The 26,382-nt window shown below is 40.0% G+C and carries 24 protein-coding genes and 1 riboswitch; of the genes, 9 read left to right on the top strand and 15 right to left on the bottom strand.

Annotation, left to right across the window (positions count from 1 at the left end; all coding sequences use genetic code 11):
- The first annotated feature begins 825 nt into the window (after positions 1 to 825).
- From MHB50_RS06485 to MHB50_RS06455, 7 genes are all read left to right on the top strand, one after another.
- The gene (locus MHB50_RS06485) at positions 826 to 1,242 is read left to right on the top strand and encodes a DUF2712 domain-containing protein (protein ID WP_077110471.1); all 417 of its coding nucleotides are present in this window, start codon (positions 826 to 828) and stop codon (positions 1,240 to 1,242) included.
- A gap of 81 nt (positions 1,243 to 1,323) precedes the next feature.
- Positions 1,324 to 2,112, top strand: a complete 789-nt coding sequence (locus MHB50_RS06480; protein ID WP_339162742.1) for a hypothetical protein — start codon at positions 1,324 to 1,326, stop codon at positions 2,110 to 2,112.
- A gap of 145 nt (positions 2,113 to 2,257) precedes the next feature.
- Positions 2,258 to 2,923 (top strand): hypothetical protein, encoded by a 666-nt coding sequence (locus MHB50_RS06475; protein WP_339162740.1) that lies wholly within the window; start codon positions 2,258 to 2,260, stop codon positions 2,921 to 2,923.
- Positions 2,874 to 3,674: a hypothetical protein gene (locus tag MHB50_RS06470; protein ID WP_171973843.1), complete on the top strand. Its 801-nt coding sequence runs from the start codon at positions 2,874 to 2,876 to the stop codon at positions 3,672 to 3,674. Before MHB50_RS06475 ends, MHB50_RS06470 begins: the two co-directional genes overlap by 50 nt.
- Before the next feature lie 17 nt (positions 3,675 to 3,691).
- On the top strand, positions 3,692 to 4,342 hold the full coding sequence (locus tag MHB50_RS06465) for an ATP-binding cassette domain-containing protein (RefSeq protein WP_139345588.1): 651 nt from the start codon (positions 3,692 to 3,694) through the stop codon (positions 4,340 to 4,342).
- A 12-nt stretch (positions 4,343 to 4,354) separates the two neighbouring features.
- The gene (locus tag MHB50_RS06460) at positions 4,355 to 4,852 is read left to right on the top strand and encodes a hypothetical protein (RefSeq protein WP_077110462.1); all 498 of its coding nucleotides are present in this window, start codon (positions 4,355 to 4,357) and stop codon (positions 4,850 to 4,852) included.
- A 714-nt stretch (positions 4,853 to 5,566) separates the two neighbouring features.
- Complete coding sequence (locus MHB50_RS06455) at positions 5,567 to 6,760, top strand: chromate transporter (protein ID WP_077110460.1); 1,194 nt, start codon at positions 5,567 to 5,569, stop codon at positions 6,758 to 6,760.
- A 186-nt stretch (positions 6,761 to 6,946) separates the two neighbouring features.
- On the opposite strand, the gene fosM is transcribed toward MHB50_RS06455, so the two are convergent.
- From fosM to MHB50_RS06425, 6 genes are all read right to left on the bottom strand, one after another.
- Positions 6,947 to 7,369 carry a FosM family fosfomycin resistance protein gene (gene fosM, locus MHB50_RS06450; protein WP_077110458.1) on the bottom strand — a complete coding sequence of 141 codons (423 nt, stop codon included), beginning with the start codon at positions 7,367 to 7,369 and terminating at the stop codon, positions 6,947 to 6,949.
- A gap of 500 nt (positions 7,370 to 7,869) precedes the next feature.
- Entirely contained in the window at positions 7,870 to 8,751 is an 882-nt protein-coding gene (locus MHB50_RS06445) for an aminoglycoside 6-adenylyltransferase (protein WP_077110457.1), read from the bottom strand.
- A 466-nt stretch (positions 8,752 to 9,217) separates the two neighbouring features.
- The gene (locus tag MHB50_RS06440; RefSeq protein ID WP_077110455.1) at positions 9,218 to 10,603 is read right to left on the bottom strand and encodes an LLM class flavin-dependent oxidoreductase; all 1,386 of its coding nucleotides are present in this window, start codon (positions 10,601 to 10,603) and stop codon (positions 9,218 to 9,220) included.
- Complete coding sequence (locus MHB50_RS06435) at positions 10,600 to 11,793, bottom strand: acyl-CoA dehydrogenase family protein (protein ID WP_077110453.1); 1,194 nt, start codon at positions 11,791 to 11,793, stop codon at positions 10,600 to 10,602. Before MHB50_RS06435 ends, MHB50_RS06440 begins: the two co-directional genes overlap by 4 nt.
- Positions 11,794 to 11,960: 167 nt before the next feature.
- Positions 11,961 to 12,069: riboswitch (SAM riboswitch) on the bottom strand.
- A gap of 408 nt (positions 12,070 to 12,477) precedes the next feature.
- Positions 12,478 to 12,729 (bottom strand): hypothetical protein, encoded by a 252-nt coding sequence (locus MHB50_RS06430; protein WP_339162733.1) that lies wholly within the window; start codon positions 12,727 to 12,729, stop codon positions 12,478 to 12,480.
- Positions 12,730 to 12,872: 143 nt separating this feature from the next.
- Entirely contained in the window at positions 12,873 to 13,241 is a 369-nt protein-coding gene (locus MHB50_RS06425) for a hypothetical protein (protein WP_321189661.1), read from the bottom strand.
- A gap of 150 nt (positions 13,242 to 13,391) precedes the next feature.
- Between MHB50_RS06425 and MHB50_RS06420 the strand changes: the two genes are divergently transcribed.
- A complete protein-coding gene (locus tag MHB50_RS06420; protein ID WP_077110450.1) occupies positions 13,392 to 14,798 on the top strand; it encodes a dipeptidase in 1,407 nt (468 codons plus the stop codon).
- Between the two features lie 49 nt (positions 14,799 to 14,847).
- On the opposite strand, the gene MHB50_RS06415 is transcribed toward MHB50_RS06420, so the two are convergent.
- The 4 genes from MHB50_RS06415 to MHB50_RS06400 all read right to left on the bottom strand — a co-directional run bounded on the left by MHB50_RS06415 (position 14,848) and on the right by MHB50_RS06400 (position 19,421).
- On the bottom strand, positions 14,848 to 15,189 hold the full coding sequence (locus MHB50_RS06415) for a DUF3147 family protein (RefSeq protein ID WP_077110448.1): 342 nt from the start codon (positions 15,187 to 15,189) through the stop codon (positions 14,848 to 14,850).
- The gene (locus MHB50_RS06410; protein WP_077110446.1) at positions 15,190 to 15,588 is read right to left on the bottom strand and encodes a MarR family transcriptional regulator; all 399 of its coding nucleotides are present in this window, start codon (positions 15,586 to 15,588) and stop codon (positions 15,190 to 15,192) included.
- A 345-nt stretch (positions 15,589 to 15,933) separates the two neighbouring features.
- Positions 15,934 to 17,682: an ABC transporter ATP-binding protein gene (locus tag MHB50_RS06405; protein ID WP_339162727.1), complete on the bottom strand. Its 1,749-nt coding sequence runs from the start codon at positions 17,680 to 17,682 to the stop codon at positions 15,934 to 15,936.
- A complete protein-coding gene (locus tag MHB50_RS06400; RefSeq protein ID WP_339162725.1) occupies positions 17,679 to 19,421 on the bottom strand; it encodes an ABC transporter ATP-binding protein in 1,743 nt (580 codons plus the stop codon). Before MHB50_RS06400 ends, MHB50_RS06405 begins: the two co-directional genes overlap by 4 nt.
- 836 nt (positions 19,422 to 20,257) lie before the next feature.
- Here MHB50_RS06400 and MHB50_RS06395 point away from each other — a divergent pair.
- Positions 20,258 to 20,743, top strand: coding sequence for a GNAT family N-acetyltransferase (locus tag MHB50_RS06395; protein ID WP_339162723.1), 486 nt, complete (start codon positions 20,258 to 20,260; stop codon positions 20,741 to 20,743).
- A gap of 142 nt (positions 20,744 to 20,885) precedes the next feature.
- On the opposite strand, the gene MHB50_RS06390 is transcribed toward MHB50_RS06395, so the two are convergent.
- From MHB50_RS06390 to MHB50_RS06370, 5 genes are all read right to left on the bottom strand, one after another.
- Complete coding sequence (locus MHB50_RS06390) at positions 20,886 to 22,451, bottom strand: Vga family ABC-F type ribosomal protection protein (protein WP_077110439.1); 1,566 nt, start codon at positions 22,449 to 22,451, stop codon at positions 20,886 to 20,888.
- A 331-nt stretch (positions 22,452 to 22,782) separates the two neighbouring features.
- The gene (locus MHB50_RS06385) at positions 22,783 to 23,796 is read right to left on the bottom strand and encodes a DUF1835 domain-containing protein (RefSeq protein ID WP_077110437.1); all 1,014 of its coding nucleotides are present in this window, start codon (positions 23,794 to 23,796) and stop codon (positions 22,783 to 22,785) included.
- Between the two features lie 43 nt (positions 23,797 to 23,839).
- A complete protein-coding gene (locus tag MHB50_RS06380) occupies positions 23,840 to 24,415 on the bottom strand; it encodes an HXXEE domain-containing protein (RefSeq protein WP_253191863.1) in 576 nt (191 codons plus the stop codon).
- Between the two features lie 431 nt (positions 24,416 to 24,846).
- Positions 24,847 to 25,089 carry a hypothetical protein gene (locus tag MHB50_RS06375; RefSeq protein WP_139345586.1) on the bottom strand — a complete coding sequence of 81 codons (243 nt, stop codon included), beginning with the start codon at positions 25,087 to 25,089 and terminating at the stop codon, positions 24,847 to 24,849.
- Positions 25,090 to 25,213: 124 nt separating this feature from the next.
- The gene (locus MHB50_RS06370; protein WP_077110433.1) at positions 25,214 to 26,050 is read right to left on the bottom strand and encodes a deoxyribonuclease IV; all 837 of its coding nucleotides are present in this window, start codon (positions 26,048 to 26,050) and stop codon (positions 25,214 to 25,216) included.
- Between the last annotated feature and the right edge of the window lie 332 nt (positions 26,051 to 26,382).

Below are 26,382 nucleotides of genomic sequence, written 5' to 3'. Positions count from 1 at the left end.
TCTTTAAGATTTCGTTTCCCTACTTTGAACCAGTAGTTCAAAGGCTCTGTTTTGTGTACACAGAGTAAACGGGATAAGTCTGTCCTTTTTTAATAATCTTCATGTCATATGCTAAATATGTAATGTCTAGAAAGGCGGATTGTTCTGCCTTTCTTTCTTTTTGCCTTATTTTCCTTCCTTTGTTAAACAATAGGCGGGTTTATTTGTTGATGGCTTTTCATACCCATAAGTGAATAAGGATGGGTCTTCAAACAATACTGGTTCCAATTTTATCAAAATAATAGAGATTCAGATTTGAAACATTGGTCGAGCATGTTCCAGGATTCAGATAGCAAATATTAAAAAAGCGAGATTAGACTATTCTCAAGCTCTTGCATAATCTAACCGTTTGAAGAAACAGAAGTCGTTAAAGCGCAAGAGATATTAGCTGAATTTCTCCTAATTCAAACTACCCTTACTGAAAACCGCAACGGGTTTTGTGGAAACCCACAATGTGGTTTTGCGGTAAATTCGTGAAAAAGTGAATTATAATGTATTGGGAATCACATTTTACATATGAGAAGGAGGTCATATTGATTTTACCAAACAGAACTGGTTGAGATAGCCATGGATAGAGGCTAGCTATTAAAAAAAAGGGGGCGTTAAACAAGAGAGTTGCTGTCGTATGAAATATTTGTTGAAAGAAGCTTATTTAATAGGTGATGAGGAGATTCAATGAATTCCTGAACTACGAACATATATTGTTAATAAAATAGAATTTTGATACCTATTGATTTTTAGAGAAAATACTGTATATGGAAAAGCATTTTTAGGAGGAAAGAGAAAATGAGAAAAAAATTAATCGTTCCAATTGTTGCTGCTCTTTGCTTTACAGTAGGTGTGGGGATTAATACCTCGGACGTTGAAGCAGCCGGGAATTATAAAGACAAGAAGTTTAGTTTTACTTTAAAACCAATAAAAAGAAACTCTTATTCTAAAGCGAGGGAAAAAAGGGATGCTACTTCCGCCTATGTAAAGCTTAACTCAATTGGGAAAGGCAAAATGAAAGCATGGATTGTGAAGTCCAATGGTGCCAGTGTGAGAGCGAAAAAAGTTACGGTTAAACAAGGTCAAGCAAAATTTATTACTAACTATGCATATGAAGATTATGGCAAAGTAAATGTTAAATTAGCGGGTGAAACTGAAAAAGCTCAGATAGTCAAAGTAGCAGCTTCCGGAGTCTGGAGTCCAGACAGTATTTAAATAAGTTTATTTATTTCATCAAAACCTCTAAAAGATGAAAGCTTTTTAGAGGTTTTGATTTCTAAGGAGATATCCGTACATATGGGATCATATTTTAAAATAGAGTTTAAAAGAGGATTAAGTAGCAAATCATTTATTGGTGCAATTATAATAGGTTTTGTCATAGTGATGATCCATCAAATTTTCGTTGATCGCTTTATTGCTTATGGCAGCGGCAGTGCTTATATGTTTGCAACCGGGTTTGATGATAACTATATGTTAACCCAACTATATTACTTATTATTTCCTATTATGGTGGCTTTGGCTGGCTCCGATTTATTTGGGGAAGATGATAGATCGGGTATCTATTATATTACAAGGTCAAGAGTGTCTAAAAAGAATTATTTTACAGTAAAGATCACTCTTTCCTTTATACTTGGCGGGCTTGCTTTTGCTTTTCCTTTGGTTATTGAAATGTGGGGGTTATTGATGTTCTATCCGGCTGATAGTCCCGATATATTTTTGCAAATCTCTCTAGTTGAATATGGAGATTTATTTGCTTCATTGTTTATCCATACTCCCCTTCTCTATTGGCTTATCTTTTTATTATTTGGATTTATGTATGGCGGGGTATATGCATGGATTGGTTTTTTAACATCCTTATTTACAAATAATAAATATCTTGTTCTGTTAATGCCGTTTTGCGTCTACTATGGCTTATGGGTGATCCTTTCGCTTTTTGGGTATCCAGAATGGTCTCCATTTGGATTTTTGACGCCGGCACAAGGATACACAACGATCTCATTATCTGTGATTTTATTTCAACTTATTGTGTCAATCATTTTATGTTTAACCATTATGATAGGAAAGTGTAAAAATGAATTCGTTTAAGTGGATGATTCAAGCAAATAAATAAAATAAGAAAATAAGAATATGGTTGATTGTTTTCATATTCATTATTCTTATTTGGCGCACCTATCTGTTTATTCAATCGTATAAACAAACTGGACAAATATCAAAGGTTGGTCCCCTTGATTTGGTAGCTGATATGATGCAAGGAGATACAATTTCCCTTATTATGATTCCAGGTTATTTATTCTTTGCAAATAGCTTTAATGTGATCAAGAGTGAGTTTGTTTTAATTCGCATACATAGCCGCAGTTCCCTATGGAATAATGAAATGTTAGCTTTTGGATTATCAGCCTTTATTTTTTCTTTTCTGAGTGTAACGGCGACCTATATCTTAGGCGGATTGATGATCAAAAGCTTTGTAAACCATTGGCAAGATCCTTCTGGGGAACTCGCCGCAATTTTAGCTGAAAACAGCTCACATTTATCCGTTCAATCCTTTCTATATACAAGCCCTAGTGTCCTATTGATTTATGTAGTCTATATGACATTAGGATTGTGTTGTATTGGCTTTGTTTTTGCAGTTATGAAGCTTTTGATAAAAAACACACCATTGGTATTTGTCTTGCTTGTGGTTATTATCATGATAGATAGTTATTCCAGCCAACTTGGCATATTATCTCCTTACCTGATGTTAGATAAATTGGGTTTTTTGAACCCTTTTTCTATTTTGGGCAATGCTTTAATCACCTTTAGTGTCATCTTATGTTTTTCATTTATCGGTAAAAAGCTGATGAATCGTCATGATTTTTTATTTACAAGTAAGAAAGGTAATCGATATGGAGCTTTTTAAAAAGGTGATCATCCGAGAATGTTGGACGCTGTGGAACTATATTAAATTCCGGCTCATTTTTATATCAATTGTTTTATTTTTGTTGCTGGGTGTACTCTTTGTAAATAGCGAGAATGGAACTTTATTGGATATCGTGTATGGTATGCTGCAAGTCCCGGCCGATGGAGGCAACCCTCTTACATCAAATATTAATTGGCTGACCATTCAATTATTACCCATCTTTTTAGTAGGAACATACGTTTATGAAGATCTATTCCAATCAGGCCCGTTTATATTATTGCGTATTAGAAGCAGGAGATTATTATGGTTTTCAAAAGTTTTTATATTGGCAGTAATTACCTTACTGTATTACTTGCTTATTTTTGTTTTCGTAGAAATAATGGGTTTTTTCTTTCATGTTTCAACTTGGTCTGAAAGTCAAATAATTTATATAGAACTTTCCGATCATCTGCTTGGTCTCACTGTTTCTTTCCTAGTGGGAACTTTCACATTACTGATGCTGCAAGCTATATTATCGATTATGTTCACACCTATGCTAGGGATTATTCTAGTTGTCATTCTATGTGTTGTAAATTTATATTTTAATACATTCTTTTTCCCGGGGCATATTTCAGATGTTTTAGCCTATTCCATTATGGATGGTGAACTTCAATTTATGTTAGGATTTACCTTCCATCTATTACTCACCACAGTGTTAATATTGCTAGGGAGCCATTACTATAAAAAAGTGGATTTGCTTTATAGAAAATAGGAAAGAAGGAATTTATGGTGAACTACCTTGTAATAGAAAATGCCACAAAAGTAATTCACAAAAAGAAAATACTAAATAACATAAATCTAAGTTTAGAAAAAGGGAAGATCTATGGTTTTGTAGGCCACAACGGCTCTGGGAAAACCATGCTATTTCGCGCTATTTGCGGCTTTATAAAATTAACGGAAGGCCAAATACATATCAATGGTGAAAAAGTTGGCAAGGATATTTCCTTTCCTAAAAACACTGGAATAATTTTGGAAAATCCTGGGTTTATTCCACAATATACCGGATTTAAAAACTTAGAGTATCTAGCCTCTATCCATCATAAAATTACAAGTTCAGATATTTATAATGTGCTTGATCTAGTTGGTTTGAAAGAAAGTGCGGATATTAAAACAAAGAAATATTCATTAGGGATGAAACAACGTCTGGGAATAGCGCAAGCCATTATGGAAGACCCGGATCTGCTTATCTTTGATGAACCAACCAATGCTTTAGATCGATCTGGTTGTAAAATGTTCCAAAATCTAATGTTCCAATTAAAAGAGCGAGGTAAAACGATTTTGATTGCAAGCCATAATGATCAAGAAATTCTCCATTTATCAGATGAGATATATGAAATGGAGAATGGGGCTTTGTCTAAACAAAGCTCAATGGTACATTAGGGGGCCGTCTACATGAATAAAAAAATACTTTTATTAATCATGCTGCTTGTTGTTATAGCGACTAGTATCATCCGAATTTCTCAAGTGAATACAAATGCTTTTGCATTTAAGGATACTCTTCACCCATTAAAAGAACCCTTTCAAGTAAAAGAATTTACCATCATGGTGAAGAAGGCTTATGAAATGACGGAAGAGGAAATAAAGTTACAAAAAGAAATGGATCCTACATTTTATATGGAAGATTCGGATACTATTTTGGCAGTTGAACTGAATGTTGAAAATAATGGAAGTTCAGATGACAGACTTATGATGAGTGAATTCCAATTAAATAAAGGAATCTATGTGACTTATGCAAGTAGAGAGTTAATACAAAAAGATAGTGAAACAGATTATGTTTTAAAATTTGTTGTTCCCAAGAACATTCTTCATTCAAATGAAAAGATTTATTTAGCTGTTCCTCCAGGGGTATGGAATGAAGATAAACGAGATCTCGTAGAATTTGAAATATAATAGACAATGAGGGCCTCCAAAACAATTTCTAGGTTTGGAGGCTCATTTCTTATCTTAGTAAGGATCATGCACTACTAACAAAATCGTATTATATCATTGCTTACTATATGGTCGTTGCTGCTTTTTTCTGCTTATTCTTTTCCTCTTTAATTGATTCCTATGAGCAAACAGGGGGCGATATTACCAGGTGGACCGGGCCCAAAAAGTTTACGGATAACGATTCACTATGCCGAAATAAAAAAAAGAACAGCTGGACAATTTATAGAACAAGAGGAATATTTACCGTCCCCCAACTGAAACACTTAAAGAGAAATATGCGCATAAACAGTGCTATTCCAGTTGGCAGTTTATCAGAGCACCCATGGGGAATCATTTTTAAAGCGATGGTCAAGCATGTCCCACGTTTCAGATGGCCGAAAATAAGAAAAGGAATGTTTATCCGTTTTTGAAATGTTATGATAAGGAAGACTGTTGAACTTGTCATTTCAGAAACGCTGAAAGAGGGCATTTTCCCCTCTTTTCATCAACAAGCGGTTGTTACGTTTTTGTAAAAATGTATTTTCTTAAACATCAGGGCTCCTTCCCGATGCTATAATACTTTTAAAAAGTAACGATTTGGAGGTTTTCAATGTCAACCCATCACATTTCGAACACCGAATTGACCATGCTTCATCCTACCGATGTTTTTTCTTTAGCTGAAAGAAGGTGGTTTACATGAATCAGCATCTGTTAAAACGACTGTGGGAAATTTTACTCGTTTCCACAAGGTTAGGGCTCACTTCTTTTGGCGGTCCAGTTGCTCATCTAGGTTATTTTCATGAAGAGTACGTTCGCAGAAGAAAGTGGATGGACGAAAAAAGTTATGCGGATTTGGTTGCCTTGTGCCAATTTTTACCCGGACCTGCCAGCAGTCAAGTTGGCATTGGAATTGGGGTCATGCGTGGCGGTATCTTGGGCGGAATCGTTTCTTTTATCGGCTTTACGCTTCCCTCCGTTATCGTGCTCATGATTTTCGCTTCCCTTTTACATACATTTCAAGTAGACGAGACCGGTTGGATCAGGGGTCTCAAAATCGTGGCCGTAGCCGTTGTCGCCCATGCGATTATGGGGATGGCCAAAAGCTTGACTCCGGATGCGAAAAGAAAATCGATTGCCTTATTTGCACTTATCGTGACGCTTGTATGGCCCGCCACCTATACACAAGTAGGTGTCATCCTGGCGGCAGGCATCATCGGATTGATCTTGTACGGTCAAAAAACAGAATTGGAAAAAGCGGTCACAAGCAAATTCCCCGTTTCCCGAACTACTGGATTTATATGTTTATCCCTTTTCTTTGGATTGCTTGTCCTGCTACCGCTGTTAAGAGGGTGGAGCACTGCCGATTGGATTGCTCTTTTTGACAGCTTTTACCGTTCTGGTTCCCTCGTATTTGGCGGGGGACATGTTGTTTTGCCGTTATTGGAACGTGAATTTGTTCCCGGCGGCTGGTTGAACGAGCAGCAATTTTTGGCCGGATACGGAGTGGCACAGGCTGTGCCGGGCCCCCTCTTTACTTTTGCCGCCTATATTGGCACTGTGGTTGGTGGGTGGCCAGGGGGATTGTTGGGAACAGCGGCCATTTTTTTGCCTGCTTTTCTGCTCATTTTAGGCGTTCTCCCTTTTTGGGATGTTCTGCGTGGTAACCCGAAAGTGGCGAGTGCCCTTATGGGAGTGAACGCTTCAGTTGTCGGCATTTTAATTGCCGCGCTCTATCATCCGATCTGGACCAGCTCCATTTCATCGCCATTGGACTTTTCTCTCGCCGCCATCTTATTCAGTATGCTTGTTTATTGGAAATGGCCGCCATGGCTGGTCGTCTTTACCGGTGCTGCGGGCGGGTTCATCATCTCCCTTTTATCCCGCATGTAAGGTGCCATATACACCACTTCAAGACTTGAGTTAAAAGGTCTAAGCGGGAGAAAACGGCACCTACATGCCCGATTCGCTCAACTAACAGTCAGTAGGAGATGGTAGAAAACGCCTACTGAATGAAGTTTCACTTTATAAAATAAGCCGGCTGCCCCGTAAAGGGAGAGCCGGCTTTTTCGATCTCGCTTATTCAAAAAACGTCATATGTGATTTGGTTTCACGATAATAATCCAATCTATCTTGCAGCGTACCAGTGTGAAACTCAAATTTATGTCCATCAGGGTCGGTAAAATAGATCGACTTTTTATCCCTTTCATCCCTTGGACGGCTTGGTAATATGTTGACATGCAACTTTTGCAGTTTCTTATACATTTTTTCAAATTCCGTTTCATCAATGGAAAAAGCGATATGTGTATAAGATTTGCTTATTTCATTGCGGGGTATATCTTTTTCTTCATTTAACGCAAGCCACATGCCGTTCAAATCAAAGTAGGCTGTCGTTCTGCCCTTAACAAGCAATCGGGCGTTAAATACATTTTGGTAAAACGTAATCGCTCTTTCCAGATCAGAAACAGAAAATAACAAATGATTAAGACCTTTGATGGACACCATTATCCCCCCAAACATGATCTCTACTATAGATCGTTTTATCGGCCAGAATTGTACCTCCGGAAATGGGACAAAACCCAGTTACCGCAAAAAATCAATTCCTTATAGCTGTAGCTTTAGAAGTAAGTTTGATTCAAATTCCTAATAACTTGTTTGAGAAATAGGACAAGATTGTTCAATTCTGCTCTAATGATTGTAACACATTTACTTATTTATCCCGCATGTAAGGTGCATATACACCACTTCAAAATCTTGAGTGAATACAAAAGGTCTAAGTGGGAGAAAACGGCACCTACATGCCCGATTCGCTCAACTAACATTCAGTAAAAGCCCTACTGAATGATGTTTCACTTTATAAAAAAGTGTGAGCATTTTTGACATCCTTGTCGACAAAGCGCCGATTCAATATTGAGCAAGCACTCAAAAATCGGATCATGAGATATGGTAAGCGCCCGTTCATTGAGTAAGCACCCCATAATTAACAGGGTGCGTCCGTTTTCTTAAAATATTTCTTTTGCGTCAGAAGGTAAATCTCTAACATGTTTAAGATATTGAATCATGTTTCTATCATCATTCATTGGATAAGTGAATTGAAAGTGTTTAGCGACATCTTTAGATAAGATTCTAAACAATTCACAAGTAACAAATATTGATTCCCACATATTTGTATATTCAGAATCAGCATACGTTTTTTGGTACATTTCCCAATATGATTCTGGAAGGTATATTTTAAAATATGTACCAAATTTACCTGTTGAAACTTGAAAATCTTCTTGTGTCCCAATCCACCAAGTAACCATTTTATCCAAAGATTCTCTTATCGTATATTCAAACATATGCTTTGCATACGGAAGCTCATCACGCCAAATTCCTTTTGCAACGTTTTGTAAACACCACCAAAAATTGTTTGTATAACTATCGTATTCACTTTGGGATGGCTTTTTGACATGGTAATCTATATCAGTGGGATAAGGGATTGCCGGTAAAAGATGATCTTTATCCATTAAGGGAAGAGTGAGCTTATCTTTTCCATACTCTTCAAATACAACTTCTTTTGTTTGGATGCGGAGATCTATGCGATTTCCATCTGTAAAGAGCATTAAAAATCCGTAAGAGCTCGTAAAATCAAAATCTATTTCCTCGCCGAAATCATTTTTGTCAGGTTCTTGCATCATGATTAAATCCCCAAAAGCATTTACCCATGTCTTATCTTTTACAAAAGATACTGTTTCTGTCACAACATAAACAACATCGTAATCCTGGAAAATATCCTTTGGCACATTCGGATTTGTTCTTGAACCGTTCATATAGACGGCCCGAATACGTTCATCTTCTTTGGCGATGTTTATGATAAGCCCCATCATTTCTTGTTCATTTCTCATTTCATTTCCCTCGGATATATATAGTTGGCTTTACATGGAAAATTCAAAATGGAGGGCTCGTGGATGATATAAACCAAATTATCATTTATTTAACATTTTTTTATCTAACCTTCCTCCCTATTTGGAGCCAGCTTTTTTTCATCACCATTTCCACATTTATTCGCAGATTCACTCTGCTATCCTGTTAGTTCCATAAGGTAAGCCGAAACCCCTTCTTTTTTATCTATGAGTAACTTTTTCAAATCGGCGCAACTTTTTTAAACAGTAAAATTTATTTGAAATCTACAGCAGTTGCTCCTATATTGATTTCTTGTTTTTCCCCAACTATATGATGCGAGAAAAAAACATGAAATATATGCTTTATTGTTTCATTCAATTTGCCGCCTCTTCATCATTGAATAAAGTCACAATAGAAAAAGCCTCTTACTCGTTTTCATAAGAGGCTCCAGTCGTCCAGTCAACTTTCTTAAGAGCGATGTGTGGACAAGTGTTTCCATGAGTATTGTTTTCCCGGATGATGATTTGCCAACTGGTCAAAGCCAAATAAATGGCCGCGCAATGTTTTCTGTTCGTATTCTTTTTTTACCAATCCTCGCTCTTGCAACACAGGTATAACAAGCTCTGAAAATTCCTCGAAAGAACCAGGCATGACGGTGTATGTGATATTAAAGCCATCCACACCAGCCTCATTTACCCACTTTTCCATCTCATCGGCAATCGTTTCCGGTGTTCCTGCAACAACGGGACCAATTCCGCCAATACCTACAAATTCAGCAATTTCATTTATAGTCCATTGCTTATCAGGATCCGCTTTCGTAAAAATCTCCACCCTGGAACGCATTGCGTCATTTTCAATGAATTGCAGGTGTTCGTCGGGATCGTATTGTGAAAGATCTATACCGGTCCAGCCGCTGAATAAACTCAATGCCCCCTCCCGGCTAATGTGACTTTTATAATCTTTGTATTTAGCTTCCGCTTCCACTTGTGTTTTGCCAACAATGGGCGTAAACAAGCTGAATATTTTGATTTCATCACCTTTTCTTCCATAATGCTCCGCTTGCTTCCGAATCGTATTAACATATTTTTTGGCGATCGAAATGACGGGAGCTGATATATATACTCCTTCCGCATGCTTGGCGGCGAAGGCACTTCCTCTCGGAGATAAGCCTGCCTGATAAATGACGGGAGTTCGCTGTGGTGACGGTTCACATAAATGGGCGCCGGGTATATGAAAGTAACGGCCATCATGATCAATATCATGAACCTTGGCTGGATCGACAAACATTTTTCTTTCCCTATCCCTTACAACAGCACCATCTTCCCAACTGCCTTCCCATAACTTGTAACATACTTCCAAATATTCCTCGGCAATATCATAGCGTTCATCATGTTTAATCTGTTTCTTCAAGCCAATGTTCAATGAAGCACTCTTCAAATAAGAAGTGACAATATTCCAGCCGACTCTTCCTTTTGTCAAATGATCCAAAGTCGACATCCGGCGGGCAAATGGATACGGGTTCTCATGTGTCACCGAAGCGGTTACGCCAAATCCAAGATATTCTGTGACAGATGCCATGGCCGGTATAATCAAAAGCGGGTCATTGATGGGTGATTGCACGGCTTGCCGAAGCGCCGCATCCCTGGTTCCTTCGTAGACATCATAGTGACCGAGCACATCCGCTATAAAAACAGCATCAAATTTGGCTTTTTCCAACGTTTTCGCCAACTCTATCCACTGTTCCAAATCAGTATAACGATGGGATTGATCATCTGGATGCCGCCACAATCCAGGAGACTGATTTCCCGGGCAATTCATGACAAAAGCATTTAATAACATTTTTTTACTGGTCATTTTCTACGCTCTCCTTGCTGTTGATTGTTATATTCAGGCCAAAGGGATGTTTCCACTCCGACAATTTGCTTGCCGATTAATTCTTTTGCCAGATTGTTAGAAGGGCCCATCACAATGCCCGCACGCGAATCCCGGTATAGACGTTCCAACGTTCCTTTTTTATATCCAAATCCGCCGGCTACATCCATGGAGATTTGCGCAACTTGATTGGCCGTCTCGGAAGCATGGACTTTAAACTGATACAACAGTGTCCGTAATTCATTCGGAAGAGGTGCGCCTAATTGAATCCATTCATTCAATCGGGCGGCAATATCCTTTTGCCAAGCGGATAAACTGTTGATCAATATCTTTGCCGAGGCAAGCTGATTTCTTATCGTTTGATATTTTGCCGAAGATTTTTTCGCATGCGCAGCAGCCTCATGAAAAATGCCAATGGCTGTGCCCACCCAAGCAGCACCCAAACCAAATAAATAGACATGGCTATTCTCGACTATTGTTTTTCCAGTGCCTTCTTCACCGATTCGGTCACGTTTATGCACAAAAATTTGATCAAAACGAACGGGAGAACTATGATTTCCACGCACACCAAGCGCATCCCACACACCCGCTTCAATTCCGTCCTGTTTCGCATCCACAATAAAGTAACAAAGGTCATAAGACACTTCCGCATGAGGAGACCTCGTTAGCAACACATAAAAATCAGCATAACCACTGCTGGTGACAAAAGATTTTTCCGCATTCAGCAGATACCCATCCCCCTTACATTCGGCCCTGCTATGACTGAGCCAGTATTGGCCGCCTGATGCCCTTTCACTATTGGCAATCGTCCCGAACTTTCCTTTACGCAATGGCTTCAACCAACGATGCCATTGATCTTCGTTGCCATAATGATAAATAATAGCGGCCGCTCCAACGTTCATCGTATAGACGAGCGCGGTAGATGGACATGCTTGTGCAATTTCTTGAACAATGAGGCCAAATGCCTCATAATCAAGCTCCAATCCGCCCAGCTCTTTTGGAAGAAAAATACTGCTCCAACCCTCTTGGCCCAGCACTTTTAAATTTTCAAGCGGAAAAGCCCCTTCCCGATCGAGACGATCAGCATTTGGTCGAATAACACGATCAATGATTTCACTTAATTGTTCTCTAATTGCGCCATATGTTTCTTTCTTTTGAACATGAAGTGCCATACCAACTATCCCCTTTTCCTACATATTGGTTTAGCCCATTAAAAAAGCTCTCACTAAGGGAATCCTTAAAGTGAGAGCCGCTAGTTGACTAGTAGGCCAAATCCTATTTTTCAATTGAAAAAGCCCTTCCTCAAAAAAGATGAGAGAAGGGCATGTTTTTCCATCCATTCTCATCTTTAGAATACTTCCGTATTCTTCTGAAATTAGCACCGGGCAATCGTATTGCTGGTTGCTGAGATATCATCGGGTCAGTCCCTCCATCTCTCTCGATAAGAAAATAATTATTAACTTGTGTAGAGTATAATCAATATTTCAAAAATAGTCAACACTTTTTGAAATGAAGAATAACATCTATCCTCATTGGTCTGACAATCGCGAACAAAATAACAGGATGGACCAGCACTGAAGGCTTATTGCTTGTGTATGTAGCGTGCGGCTTGAATGGCCGATTTATTCTGATTGGTAAAGCTGATTTACACAGTCAAAATAAGACAAATCAGCAAAGTCGAGTTAAAAAGTACATGGATGGTATTAGGAACGATCCATTCATAACAGGCAAAAAAGTATGTGTCTCACCAAACATGACTTGATAGCTTTCTACTCTATCTGCCGAACCTATTCCAAAAAAATAAGGAATCCACCAATCTAGGAGAACCCCCGCCATGATCAGCGATCGCTGGATCATCAGCCATAACTTGGCCCAGAAAAAGGATATGTTTTGCCGATGAAACATAATATGATTCCCATAAGCAGCATAATTTGGGCTGTCCAGAATAAAGTAATGATCACCAACTCTCCAGTAGAACGAGTCGCGGCAACTGCTTGAACATCATTGAGTGGCCCGAGTGGCAACCAGTCATGAAATATCATAAAAAGTAATATGAAACCCGATCCCGTTATAAGCACTTTTTCCGATCGGTGAATCTTTCTTTTCAATTCCTCAAAACCCCGTTATTTTCATCTGATCCATTCTTCATAAACTTATTGAAACTATTTGAATAAAATGTATGCAATGACACCTGGACAACCTGATTCGGAAGCCGTGGCCGGCTATGCTTTCAAGCATCGTTCACGACCATTTATGTTTCACGCTGCCCGCCCATGATACTTTTGTACAGCTGCGCACTTGTTGATGGTGAAAATATGACTACATACTCATTACCGACTTCCTGTTTCACTTTTTCTGTTAATAAAGCCCCTTTTCGATTATGCGCTTCCTCAAGCTCGATACCATTACACTTCAAACGGTCCTTCTCCCAGTCAATCCATTCTCCATAAGTGGCGCACCAATCCGACAGTTGCCCGGCCAATTCTTGCGAAATCGGGATCTTTGTTAACTCCAAATTCATCCCACAATGATGGCACCATACCGGATCTGCGCCTATATCTCCTTCTATTTTTAATTCAGTTGTTTTTCCATGATCACATCCACATAGCAAAGCAATCACCCTTTCGAATCTTTATCTATTTCTACGAATAATCATTAGAAAGGTTCCTTTTGACCCGCCAGGCTTTTTTGGCGCTCTAAAACCAATCCTTCGTCCTATTCCCATATATATTTTAGAATAGTAGAATAATTCTTAAAAGGAGGGTTTATTTTGAAAAAAAAGCTGCTTTACCTCGTAGCAACAGTTCTTCTTGTCCTCTTTCAGGCTCCCGTAGCTTTGGCGAAGTCCGATTCACCGCACGATATTCATTTTGATTCTATCATTACTGATGGCCATAGCGATACAATGAGTAAGGTCATCGACCCGGAAACATGGCTTCCGAGCGTGAATATTGGACAGAATACACCTTTTGAGGTAGATATACCAAAGCTTCAGACAGGAGGCCTCCATGTTCCATTTTTTGCGGCATATACATCCGGCTATTACAATAACACTCCTCGCAGTATCAGCAGAACGCTCGCCCTGATCAATGCATTGTATTGGACGGAGAAAAACAATCCGGACACATTTCAAATTTCTTCAACGTATAAAGAAATCATGAAAGCGGTTCGCGATAACAACATCGCAGCCGTCCCAACGATAGAGGGCGCTTATTCCATGGATAAGAATAATGCGATCGAACTTTTGCGTCAATATGATGATTTGGGTATCAAAGCGATCGGATTTACATGGAATTATTCCAATGATTTGGGTGAAGGAGCCAACAGGGAATACAATGATCCGGACAAAACGCCCTCCGAAGGAGGACTAACAGAACTCGGGTCGGACGTTGCCCGGGAAATGAACCGCTTAGGGATGTTGATTGATGTTTCCCATATGGCTGAAAGTACTTTCTGGGATGTCATCAAAGTTTCCAAAGCGCCTATAATCGCCTCTCATTCGGGTGTGAAAGCATTAAAAGATCACCAGCGGAACCTTTCGGATCATCAATTACGGGCGTTGAAAAAAAATGGCGGAGTCATTAATATCGTATTTTATCCGGTATTTTTGACCAACAATTCGCAGGCTTATGTAAAAGATATCGTTGATCATATTGATCATGTCGTGAATGTAATCGGAGTGGATCATGTCGGTCTTGGATCTGATTTTGACGGTGCTTCTCTGCCGGAAGACCTCCAAGATTCATCCCAACTGCCAAAGCTAACAGAGGAATTAGTAAAAAGAGGTTATACGAAGCAAGACATAGAAAAAATTCTTGGCAAAAATATGCTTCGTGTGTTAAAGGTAGTAGAAAAAACTGCCGATCATGACCCCGCAAAAGTTGGGAGAGGGCTTACCATTACACCAGAATACGAAATGGGTGAAATCATCCAGGAGAGAACACCGCTTCTTTCTGCAAAAGTGACAGCAGAAAAAGGGGCCAAAGCAGATGAAAGCAGCTTTCGCGTTATTGTTGACGGTATTCCTTACAAACCTGTTTTTGATCGGCAACATTCTACCATGTCACTGCAGCTACATGAGGCTTTGAAAGAAAGATTCCACGTTGTGACCTTTGAAGCAGCAAACAAGGCTGGCAAAGTCACAAGGGAAACAAGGATCTTTTATATAAATGATTAAAAGTCAAAGAACAGGGTGATTTACGCCATCCTGTTCTTTTTTAAAAAGCTTATGAAATAAACCCTTTTACAATAAAATCTTGAACGATTAAACATAGCGCCCAAGCAATCATTCCCACCCCAATTGCTATACCTAAATGAAGGGACTGCTTTAAGAGACCAAATACCACGCATAACATTATAATTGTCGCCGGAAAACCTGCTAGAACCCCAAGAGTAAACTTGGAAATGCCCTGAAGAGACTCCCCTTCGATTTTCAACCAAATGATACTTAACAGACTGATTAAGGGAAGGGCAGCAAGCATTCCGCCGTATAACGGGAATCGTCTAGCCAGCTCTGTTACAATGCCGATAATAACTGCCGAACTGATTATTTTTATCACGAAAAACATTTATTTTGAGACCTCGCTTAATATCCGAAATGCTTCAACCACCTTTTTTCTTTCAAAGACGGATAAGCGGCTTAGCGCAGCCTGAAGTTTTACCTCATCCAATTCTGTATTCTTTTTTAATATGGAAGAACCGCGATCTGTTAAATGTATGTATACCTTTCGCTGATCTTGCTCCGCTCTCTCTTTATACAACCAGCCATTGCTTACTAATTTTTTGACATGTTCAGAAGCTGTATTATGTGATATCGATAAATACTCGGCAATATCACGAATCATGACGGATTGCTTTTTCTGCGCGAATTGTAAAATCCGAATACTTTGGTGAGAAATCGTTTCTTCATGCGCAGCATGTAAATGGAAATAAATATCGGTAAAGTATCGGTTTAGTTCTTCCAACATACAAAACCCTCCTCACTATATCGCTCATTCAGATTATATCGTATTTATCGATATAAATGAAGTGCATGTTTTCCTTATATTAGAAAGAAAAAGAGGATATCCTAAAAGTAATAATTTTAAAAACAAACCCAAGAATGCTGTAAAATCAACAATCTTGGGCTTTATATTTCATGCATTTAGGCTAAATTGAACTTTTTACTGTCAATATCAGTCCGCTTTATGATAGGTCATGGAGGCATTCAAACGTTCGCTTTAGTTAAGCTTGCTTCAGCGCTCTTCAATGTTATGTTTCTTGGAAGAAACAGTTATTAGAATCTGATGGTTAAACGACCAAAGTAATCTCATTTACACACTTATTTTTCCTTTCAGCGATTTCGCCTGCATTTGATACATTTGATTGTAAATACCGCCCAACCTCAGTAGTTCCTCGTGCGTTCCCTGTTCTTTCATGCTGCCACGTTCCAACACAAGAATACGGTCGGCATTTTTAATGGTGGAAAGACGGTGGGCAATCATGAATGTTGTCCGTCCTTTCTTTAGAACTTCCATCGCGTGTTGGATGACTTCTTCTGTCTCCGTATCAATATTGGATGTTGCCTCATCCAATATTAAAATCGCCGGATCAAAAGCAAGCGCCCGGGCAAATGAAATGAGTTGGCGCTGCCCGGAAGATAGCGTACTTCCTTTTTCCACCACTGGTTCATCCAGCCCTTTTTTTAGATGGCCAAGTACACGTTCGCCGCCGACTGCTCTCAACGCTTCTGCCGCTTTTTCCCGAGTGATTCGCGGGTCATGTAAGCTGATATTAGAGTATACAGTCCCTGTAAATAAGTATGGATCTTGCAAAACAATAGCCATATGCTTCCGTATCGCCTGTCTCGGGACTGTTGTGATGTCTATCCCGTCAATACTAATTTTCCCTTTCGACGGATCGTAAAAACGAAGCAACAGATTCATAATCGAACTTTTTCCGGATCCTGTATGGCCCACAAATGCCACAGTTTCGCCACGGTCTGCTTCGAAAGAAATATTTTTCAAAACGTATTCATCGTCTTTATATGCAAATGAAACATCTTTAAAAGTGACACGCCCTTCGTATCTTGGCACGGTTTCCCGCGAGACTTCTTCCCCGTTTATGTCCAATACTTCAAATACACGGCTTGCGGCAACGAGGGAGCGTTCAAGCTGTGAGAATTGATTGACGATATTCGTAATGGGATTAAATAACTTTGTTAAATAATCCACAAAAGCATATAAAGTGCCTGCCGTGACGACTGCCCCTGTCGTAATTGATTGAGTTCCAAAGTAAAAAATGAAAATCGCAAACATGAGCAAACGGATCGCACCTACCAAGTTAAAAGACGTAGCCGAATCCAAAACCAATAATTTTCGCTGATACGCATAATGTTCCTCGTTCATCTCATCAAATTCGCTTGTCATTTGTTTTTCTCGCCGAAAGGCTTGGATAATGGCCATTCCTTGTATAGATTCATTCATCATCGCATTCAGATCGGCAATTTTTGAGCGAATCACCTTGTTATATCCCGCAGCATATCTTCTATATAAAATCATCCATAGGTAGATGATCGGGACCAACGTCAAAGCAATCATCGCCATTTTCCAATTTAAAATAAACAAGGCCACATACACACCGGCGATCGAAATGAGCCCTGTCACAAAATTGGAAAGAACCTGGACATATAAGTTTCTGACTGCCTCTGTATCATTTGTCACACGCGCCACTATTTTACCGGCAGGAAGATGATCAAAATATTGAATCGGCAATGTTTGCATATGTCCAAACACATCTTGACGCAGCTTTTGTACAACACGATTGGCTCCCTTTTGCAAAAAAACAAACATAAAGTAACGCAAAACCGCTGTGGCGATAGACAATAACAAATAGAGACAAAGCAGCCAAGCAATCGGCTCTATGGCAATGGTTCCCATCGTCATATGTTCATCAATGATATACTTTGCGATAAATGGGCCGGACAGTTCTGTAAAAACGGCTGCCGTCAAGAAAAGCAGCCCCAGAAAAATAGGTCGCTTATATTGCATGGCATATGTTGTCAATCGTTTACTCGTACTCATGAGCCGCCTCCTTCCAGCTGCTGGCGGACAAATTGATCTTGATACCAGCCTTCTTGCTGAATCAACTCATCATGAGACCCTTGCTCGATGATCCGCCCTTCATCAAGGACGATAATATGATTGGCATGTTGTATGCTTGATAGACGATGTGTCGTAATGATGGTTGTCTTGCCTTTGCGTTCATTTTGAATGTTTTTGATAATGCCAGCTTCTGTATTGGCATCAACAGCCGAAAGCGAATCATCGAGAATCAATATTTCCGGATCTTTAATCAAGGCGCGAGCAATAGACACACGCTGCTTTTGCCCCCCTGACAACGAAATCCCTTTTTCTCCTACAAGCGTTTCAAGACCCATCGGAAGCTGTTCCAAATCCTTTTCAAAGGAAGCTAGACGAATAGCTTTTTGCAAATCGGCTTCTGTTGCATCTTCTTTGCCGAATAAAATATTTTCCCGGATAGTGCGTGAAAACAACACATGATCCTGCGGCACATACCCGATCCAATCCAGAATCTGCTCTTTTCGTTGTGCCGTTATCTCTACTCCATTAATTGATAATTGTCCATCGCCAAAAGGATATTCCCGCAGCAGCTGCCTGAGTAAAGTTGTTTTCCCGGCACCTGTTTTTCCGACAATGCCAAGTGTCTCTCCTTTTTTTAGAGACATGGTAATTTCCTGCAAATTTTTCACTTGGCTCGTCGGATACTGAAACGCCAACTCATCAAAACGAATCGTATGGGGTTCCGTCACCCGTATAGGATTTCTCCGATTTTGAATGTCTGCTTTATAGTCAAGGATGGCGTTCACACGATCAAGCGAAGCATTTCCTTGTTGCATCACATTGACCAATTCGGCGAAGGCGAATATAGGCCACACGGCAAGCCCCAAATATACGTTAAATGTGACAAGCTGCCCAACCGTCATTTCACCATTTGCTATTAAGAATGCACCGTATCCAAGCGAAATGATATAGCTGACCCCTGTTCCCAACCTCGTTATGGGACCGAATAAAGCATTGATTTTGGCGGCTTGCATATTTTTTTCGTATACCTTTTCACTCATATTGCCAAATCTTGTTTCATCGTTTTTCTCTTGCACATAGGCACGAATCACACGCACACCCGCCACGGATTCCAAAACGCTGTCATTCATTTCCCCAAACGCATCCTGTGCTTCTATATACCGTTCATGTATAAGCCGGCCAAAATATTGGATGAATATGGCCATAACAGGCACCGGCAGCATTGCAAATAACGTTAATTTCCATGAAATCATGAAACCCATCGCCAAAATAATCGCACCCAAATAAATAGTGGCGTCTATCAGAGTCATAATTCCAAAACCTGCTGTTAAAGATACAGCATTCAAATCATTTGTCGCGCGTGCCATCAAGTCACCGGTTCGGTATTTTTCGTAAAAAGGCGGAGACATTCTTAAAAAATGAATCATTAATTTGCGGCGCATGATCTTTTCCAAATTGATGGCGCCCTCAAATAACCCATATTCCCAAACAAAATTCAAAACGTAACCACCGATAATGATCACAGCGAATATCAGCATATATTTACCCAATATCGCTTTCGTCATTTCTCCGGCCGTTAAAATGTCGATGATGTTACCAAGTAAATACGGTGGAATGACTTCTAGTGCACTCGTAATAATGAGGAGTACAATAGCGATCGAATACTGCACCCAATACCGTTGAAAGAACCATCCCAATTTTCCTAATACACCAAACATATATAAACCCTTCTTTCCGTTTCAGTACCTATGGCTAACCGCTATCAAGCAACAACTTTTCATATCTCAACCTTTTTTGTTTGCAGAACATTTCCATCTACTCCTTTTTCAAGATATTTTTAAATGGCAACAAAAAAACGCATACCCTAACAGAGTATGCATCTCCAAATGGGTATAGAATTTTTCCATACCGTTTGTGTTGGTGAAAATTACAGTAATGCAGAAAACAAGTATGGACAATATATGGAATTAGCTGCTTCAAAGTTTTCAGCACGTACAAACATTGTCCATTCCTCCTTCATAACGTTCTTTCCTGTTTAGAGCGCCCTTATTTTTCTGCAAAAATATGTAGTTCTTGAATAATATCACCGTTTTTAATATATTTCAACAGTTAAGTATATTTTTATTTCGGTTTTTGCCCCTCCCATTTCTTATATTGTCCTTCGCTCTAAAAATTCTTCCGGAAGAAGGCCTTTGTCTTTACTGTAAAAAGCTTGTTCCAAGATGTTGAAAAAGCCCGTCAACTAATTTCATAAACCCTCCTCTCAATACTGATATTTGCTGTAGTCATTACGAGCGTTTCCATCAATCGACCAATAATCACCTCTGCGCCAAAAACAACTGTTTCGAAAATCAGTCAGACTTCCTTTCAATACAGCTAAATTGCTCGACTTCTTCCTCCATTACATATAGCTCCTATCCGGCATGCGAGTTTTATATAACAAGCTCCCCGCTCATGAAAAAATATGCTATATTGTCCATAGAAACTTCTACATTCTGATCGAGCGGCGTTTTTTCCGACTATTTTACAATTCAAACTCGAAAGAGTGATCTAATTGCCATTTTATGTCCGGAAAATGCAAAAAAGCGATATACCGCAAGTCCGGCAAGTCGCCAAAACAAGCTGGAATCATACATACGAAGGAATCATACCATCAGAAATACAAGAAAGGTTCTTGGAGTTCGCATATAGTGATGCGATGCTGAATAAACGGTTGGCAAGATCCATGATGTTCGTTTCGGAAGTTGGCGAAAAAATAGTTGGTTTTGCCGGCTTTTCTCCTGTACAAGAAAATGGCCATGCGGAACTTACAGCAATATATATTGATCCTGCTCACCAAAGCAATGGGCTGGGAACAGCCTTGCTCAACGAAGGGATTAAACACTTAAACGATGCGCAAAACATATTTGTAAACGTTGAAAAGGAGAACGATTCCGGAATAGCATTTTACAAAGCAAAAGGATTTACGACTGTCACAGAATTCGCTGAGAAGTTTGACGGACATATTTTAAAGACAGTGAGAATGGTCTTGAAGCTGTAAGATAATGTATGAAAACACTCCGCTGGGCGCCACCTTATGAGTAATACGATTGGCAGATTGAGATGAAATTTCTACGTTGAATGTAAAATAACAAACAGAATCCATTTGGCCTTTTTCGAAATGGATTCTGTTTGTTGAATGATTACTCTAATGTTCTTTTTTCTTTTACAAGCTTTTGGAATTCTTTTTCCAACTCTTCATTCGGTTCAACGCTCAAACGACTAAGCACTTCTGATATTTTCGTTTCCAGTACGAGAAGCCGATCGGCCTTTGCATCTCGTGTTTTTTCACGTTTATCCGCTGCATATTGTCTATACGTTCCCTCAAACATGTCAAGCTTTCCATCGCGAATCACCATTATCCGAGTGGCGACCTTTTCAATCAGCCGGCGGTCATGAGAGACAAAAATGACGGTTCCCTCATATTCTTGTAACAGCGATTCTAACGCGCCGACGGCTTCGATATCGAGAAAGTTTGTCGGTTCATCCAATACCAATGTATTGCTGGCGCTCACAAATATTTTGGCGAGCGCTGCCTTGACACGCTCTCCACCACTCAAAGCTGCAACCGGCTTATGAACATCCTCCCGAAAAAAATGCAATCTTGCCAATACGGTCCGAATAAATGTTTCATCCTGATTGGAAGTGGAACTAACGTTTTCCAATATCGAGTTATCAACATTCAATATATGTAAGTTCTGGCTGAAATAGCCGATCTTCACGGCTGGAGAAACAGTGATCCCCTTTTCTTGATGGATCAACTTTTTCACAAAAGTGGTTTTTCCACTGCCGTTGGGACCGATAATCGCGACCTTATCTCCACCGCGAATATGAAAGCTCGCTTTGTTCCAAAGAAGGCGGTCATCTATGGTACCTGTTACATTCTCTACCCGAATCATAATCCGGTCTTTGAATGACTCTTCATTGGGCAAACCCATTTTAAGTGGAGGAAGCTCTCTCATTTTCTCGACTTTTTCAAGCTTTTCCAACCTCGTTGTAATGGCCTTTGCCGTCTTTTGCAGCTTCTTTTGTTTTTTGGCAAAATATGGTTTCGCGCCCGTTATTTTCGCCTCTGATTTGCTGACCTTTTTTGGTGCTTTCGTTGCTTTTTCGGCTTTTCTTTCTTTGGCTTTCAACGCTTCTTCCAACTGCTTTTTCTTTTCTTCATATTTTTCATAAGCGAGCTTATGTTGACGATGCTCCCATTCTTTTTGCTTTTCATAATCAGAATAATGACCGGTATATTCTTTGATCTGCCCCTCATTGATTTCCCATATGGTCGTGCAAAGCGCATCCAAAAATGCCCGGTCATGGGATACAATCACAAAAGCGCCCGGCCATTCAGCCAGTTTTTTTTCAACCCATTCGATATGCTCCGTATCAAGATTTGTTGTCGGTTCATCAGCAAATAAGATGTTAGGTCCCTTGATTAGCGTTTCTTGAATATATTCCTGCGTCACTTCTCCCCCGCTTTTCGTAGTATCTGTTCGTTTTAGCTGCGGTAACAGTTCACTCGTCACATGCCGGATCACTGTCCCTTGATCCGGAACCAGTTTTCCCGACAACACGTTCAATAGAGTGGTCTTTCCGCTGCCATTTCGTCCAACGAGGCCAATCCGATCATTCTCCTGAATTTCCAGCCGCTTTATATCCAGCAATAAACGATCCTTGATATAATGCTTTACATTGAGTGCTTCTAATAAAGCCATGTAACCATCCCCAATCTCTAAGATCAGGGGACAAAAAACGCCCCCTATTCGAATTCAGAATAGGAGGCATAAAGTATAGGCGGACAACAAAAAAAGACATGAATCCCTTGTTGGGCCCAACTAAGAAAAACCAATCCTATTCTGAAAACGCTGTTAAAGGCAACATAAATAAACGAGATATACATCTGTTTAAAAATCGCCTTCCATTAAAGGTTTTCGTAAATAGGATTAGTTCAGCATTCAGTTGGTTCACCCTTCCGATCATTTAATATACTTTCACTTTATAGCGGATTTCCACCATTGTCAAATGGTTTTCACACTGTTTGGTCTTTCATCTTAATTTCACACTATAAAACCTCATGCTTTTCGGGACTTCTTTTATCTCAAAAACCCCTTTGTAAATAAGCGTTCTGAGCCTGTATTCCAAAAAAGCATCTCCTATGCTCTGATCCAAATTCCCCAGCACTTCACCGATCACTCTCGTTGATAATATAGAGTCATAATGATCGTGATCAGCTTGCAGTTTTTGGGCACACTCTATTATAAAGGCATCAAAATAATGTTCGCTTACAGATTTTATTTGCCCCTTTTCCCAAATTCGCAATACTTCTTTTGTATCTGCAAGGGCCATCCATTCCCCTTCATACCTTTTTCTTTTTTCCGCATTCAGCGCATTTGACCGCATCTTGTGATCAATGGCTTTCAGTTTTTCCGGTTCAATTTCTCCCGTGTGCAGACGAAAACTTTGATATTCCTCTGTATCATATAGCTCCTTATAGGCTAGCGTTGAATGGATGAGAAAAACGGGATTTGCTTTTTCCTTCAATAAGTACAGGATGTACCGCATGCCCGTTTGTTCATCCGCATTTTCAGCCGTCCACAATACAATGGGGAGACGATCCGGGATAACTTTGATTTCTTCGAGAGCTTTTAGAAATTTTTGCTTATACTCTTCTTCCATATAATCCATCTCTATATGGATATGGTTCTTCAGCCACTCATAACGGTGTTGACGGCCGACGTCACGATGAAGCTGCCATATCGGCCCCACAGCAAAGAAATCAGGAAAGCCGATCACTTTGTTTTTGTGGTCTAAGCCTACTCGTAGCGAACCTGCGGCAGCTTCTCCACATGCAATATGGACAGCTTCATATTCCCGCTCCAAGTACGAATCATTTTGACATCCGTCCACAATCTCATCGTACAAGGAGTAAAGCTCTTTGATCATTTCATCTTGAATTTCCGGAGATTCCTTCATCAGGTCCAACCGGTACATGATGTTTACCAATATGTTCTTTGCCTCACTCCCAGGTAATTGATCAATGATTCGAGATAAGTCTTTCATAGTAAGCTGATTCTCCTTTCTCGTCTTCATAAAGAGATGGAATTCACTTAGTCGCTGGAATGAGCCGCTTTCCCACTTTGTGCCCAATAAGGACAATTGGCATTAATGTCAATCCGATTGGAAAACTGATCAAAATATCCGTAAATGAAATGACATTTTCATGAAGTAATCGATAAAATAAATAAACGGAATAGGGTAAAGTGATGCCGACAGCCGTAACAACACCCGGGACAAGCATTTTTACATATAACGCCTGCCCAACATGCATGAATACATGGAGCAACAGCACCGTATTGAAACCCAAGAAAAATAAATACTGTCCTTTTTCAGCCGCCATGAAGGTAAAGGGAACAAACACAATAAACTCAATACATACGGCAACCGCAAACTGCGATGAAGTGATTTGTGAAAACGACTGAACATCTTTACGGAACTTTTCAGGAATCTTAAGCTCAATCTGATCGTAATATTTTCGCATCCAAGGTTCGATCCGGATGATTTCTTCGAAATCATGAAGCATGAAAGCAACAAGAAATAGCCAAATCAATGAGTGTATACTGATTGCGGAATCAAGCAAGGAAATCAATTTACCTGCCTCCTTTCCGGCCAATTTCCCCACCAAACAGACAATCTCTTACTCTACTAGGTGCTGGAGATTTTTAACTTCATATGTGATTGTGAATATCAATCTTTTTTATCCCGCATGTAAGGTGCCATATCCACCACTTCAAGACCTGAGTTGATCCAAAAAAGGTCTAAGTGGGAGATAACGGCAGCTAAATGCCCGATTCGTTCAATTAACAGTCAGTAAGAGATGGAAGAAAACGCCTACTGAATGAAGTTTCACTTTATGCTTGTCCCATGGGTTCCAACGATACATGACAAAGAAGCAAATACCGCCAATGATCAGTCCCGTCGCTACGTCCGACGGATCATGATGTCCCACCTAAACTCGGGAAACAGCCACTCATAACGCCATGCTCAACGTGAGCCCTCTCCATTCGGGAGCAACAATCCATCATAATGCGGCAAACACAAATAATCCCTTGGTCACTCGGGGGACGACGGAGGGGCGGATTTTTCAAACAGTATATGTACGTCCTCCGCTATAAAAGGTCTTTCTCGGTTCGCCGTATATTTTAAAATCCGGCTAATCAATAAGGCTGCAACAAGCGCTATGATGCCGTAACCCCCGTACAAGCGCTGCTTTTTAAAAACGGCAATTAGAACGACTGTAAGGATAAAAGCGTATATTCCCCACTTTGAACTTACAATCATCATGTCATCAACCAATTGGAGGTTTCCCGCAAAATCATGATGACATGAAAAAAATCGCGGTCCATTTCTTTCTCCTTTTTCTATTTCATCATTCAATCATATGATGAATGTCTGTCCGTGACAATGAAAAATTTGCTTTTCAATCACCCCATTTGTCTTGTAATAACTCTATTTCTTTTTCATGTGACATCTCCTCTTTAGGGGTTTCCAAAATAAAGGGGATGTCCGCCAACTGCGGAGTCTTTACGATTTGGGCAAATTGATTCTCTTTTATGAAACCAGTCCCAAATATAGAAGCGTGACGGTCTTTTCCTTCACGAGTGGCATACTTGGAATTATTAAAATGAATGACTTGCAACTCGTCGAAATAACCAAGCTCCTGCCCTTTTTCCAAGACGTCATCCCAATTTTCTCCATCCCACAATCCACTGGAAAACGCATGGCATGTATCAAAACAAAACCCGATTTTTTCCGGATACTCACATAATTTTCGGACTTGGACGTGCTCTTCTATCGTAGTTCCCATCGTTCCAGGCAAGCCCGCGTTGTTTTCCAGCAGGATTTTGGCAGTTCCATCCCACCGGCTCAGAATATCATTCAGCACTTCAATCATAAGTTGATAGCTTTCAAGCAAGGTCAGATGAGGAACCGGTTTGCCAAAATGAACGACAACTCCAATTGAACCGCAAGCCTCTGAAATTTCCAGGTCATTTAATAATGAATCCGTTACTTGCTCACGTTTATTTTCATTGTTCGGAGTTAAGCTGGTGGGATAAGGAGAGTGGCTGACGGATAATAGGCCATTTTCCTTGCAAAAGTTGTTACATAATGCCGCATCTTCCTTGGGATAGTCTTTTACAGATAAACTTCGGGGGTTTTTCGGAAAGTATTGAAAAGCGCCGGCATTCATTGCGTACGCTCGTTTTGCAGCTCCTAGGTAGCCGTCTCGTATAGACAGATGGCAGCCAAATTTCATATAGATTCTCCTTATCGTTCATGCTGACAACTTTTAAAATGTTCCACTGGACATTAATGGATTTGTCCCGGTTGATCGCTACTCCTGTAATGGTTTTATTCAAAATCAATTGCTCCAGTAAGATTTTATCCCGCATGTAAGGTGCCGTAAGACTCCCACTTCAAAATCTTGAGTGAATACAAAAGGTGCATGTGGGAGTAAACGGCACCTAAATGCCCGATTGGTTCAACTAACATTCAGTAGGAGAGGGAAGAAAACGCCTACTGAATGAAGGTTTCACTTTATCCCGCACATAAGGTGCCGTAAGACTCCCACTTCAAAATCTTGTGTGA

The organism is Siminovitchia sp. FSL H7-0308 (assembly GCF_037980985.1).
Taxonomy (GTDB): domain Bacteria; phylum Bacillota; class Bacilli; order Bacillales; family Bacillaceae_C; genus Siminovitchia; species Siminovitchia thermophila.
Note: the sequence above shows the minus strand (reverse complement) of the source record. Positions and strands in the feature narration are given on the sequence as shown.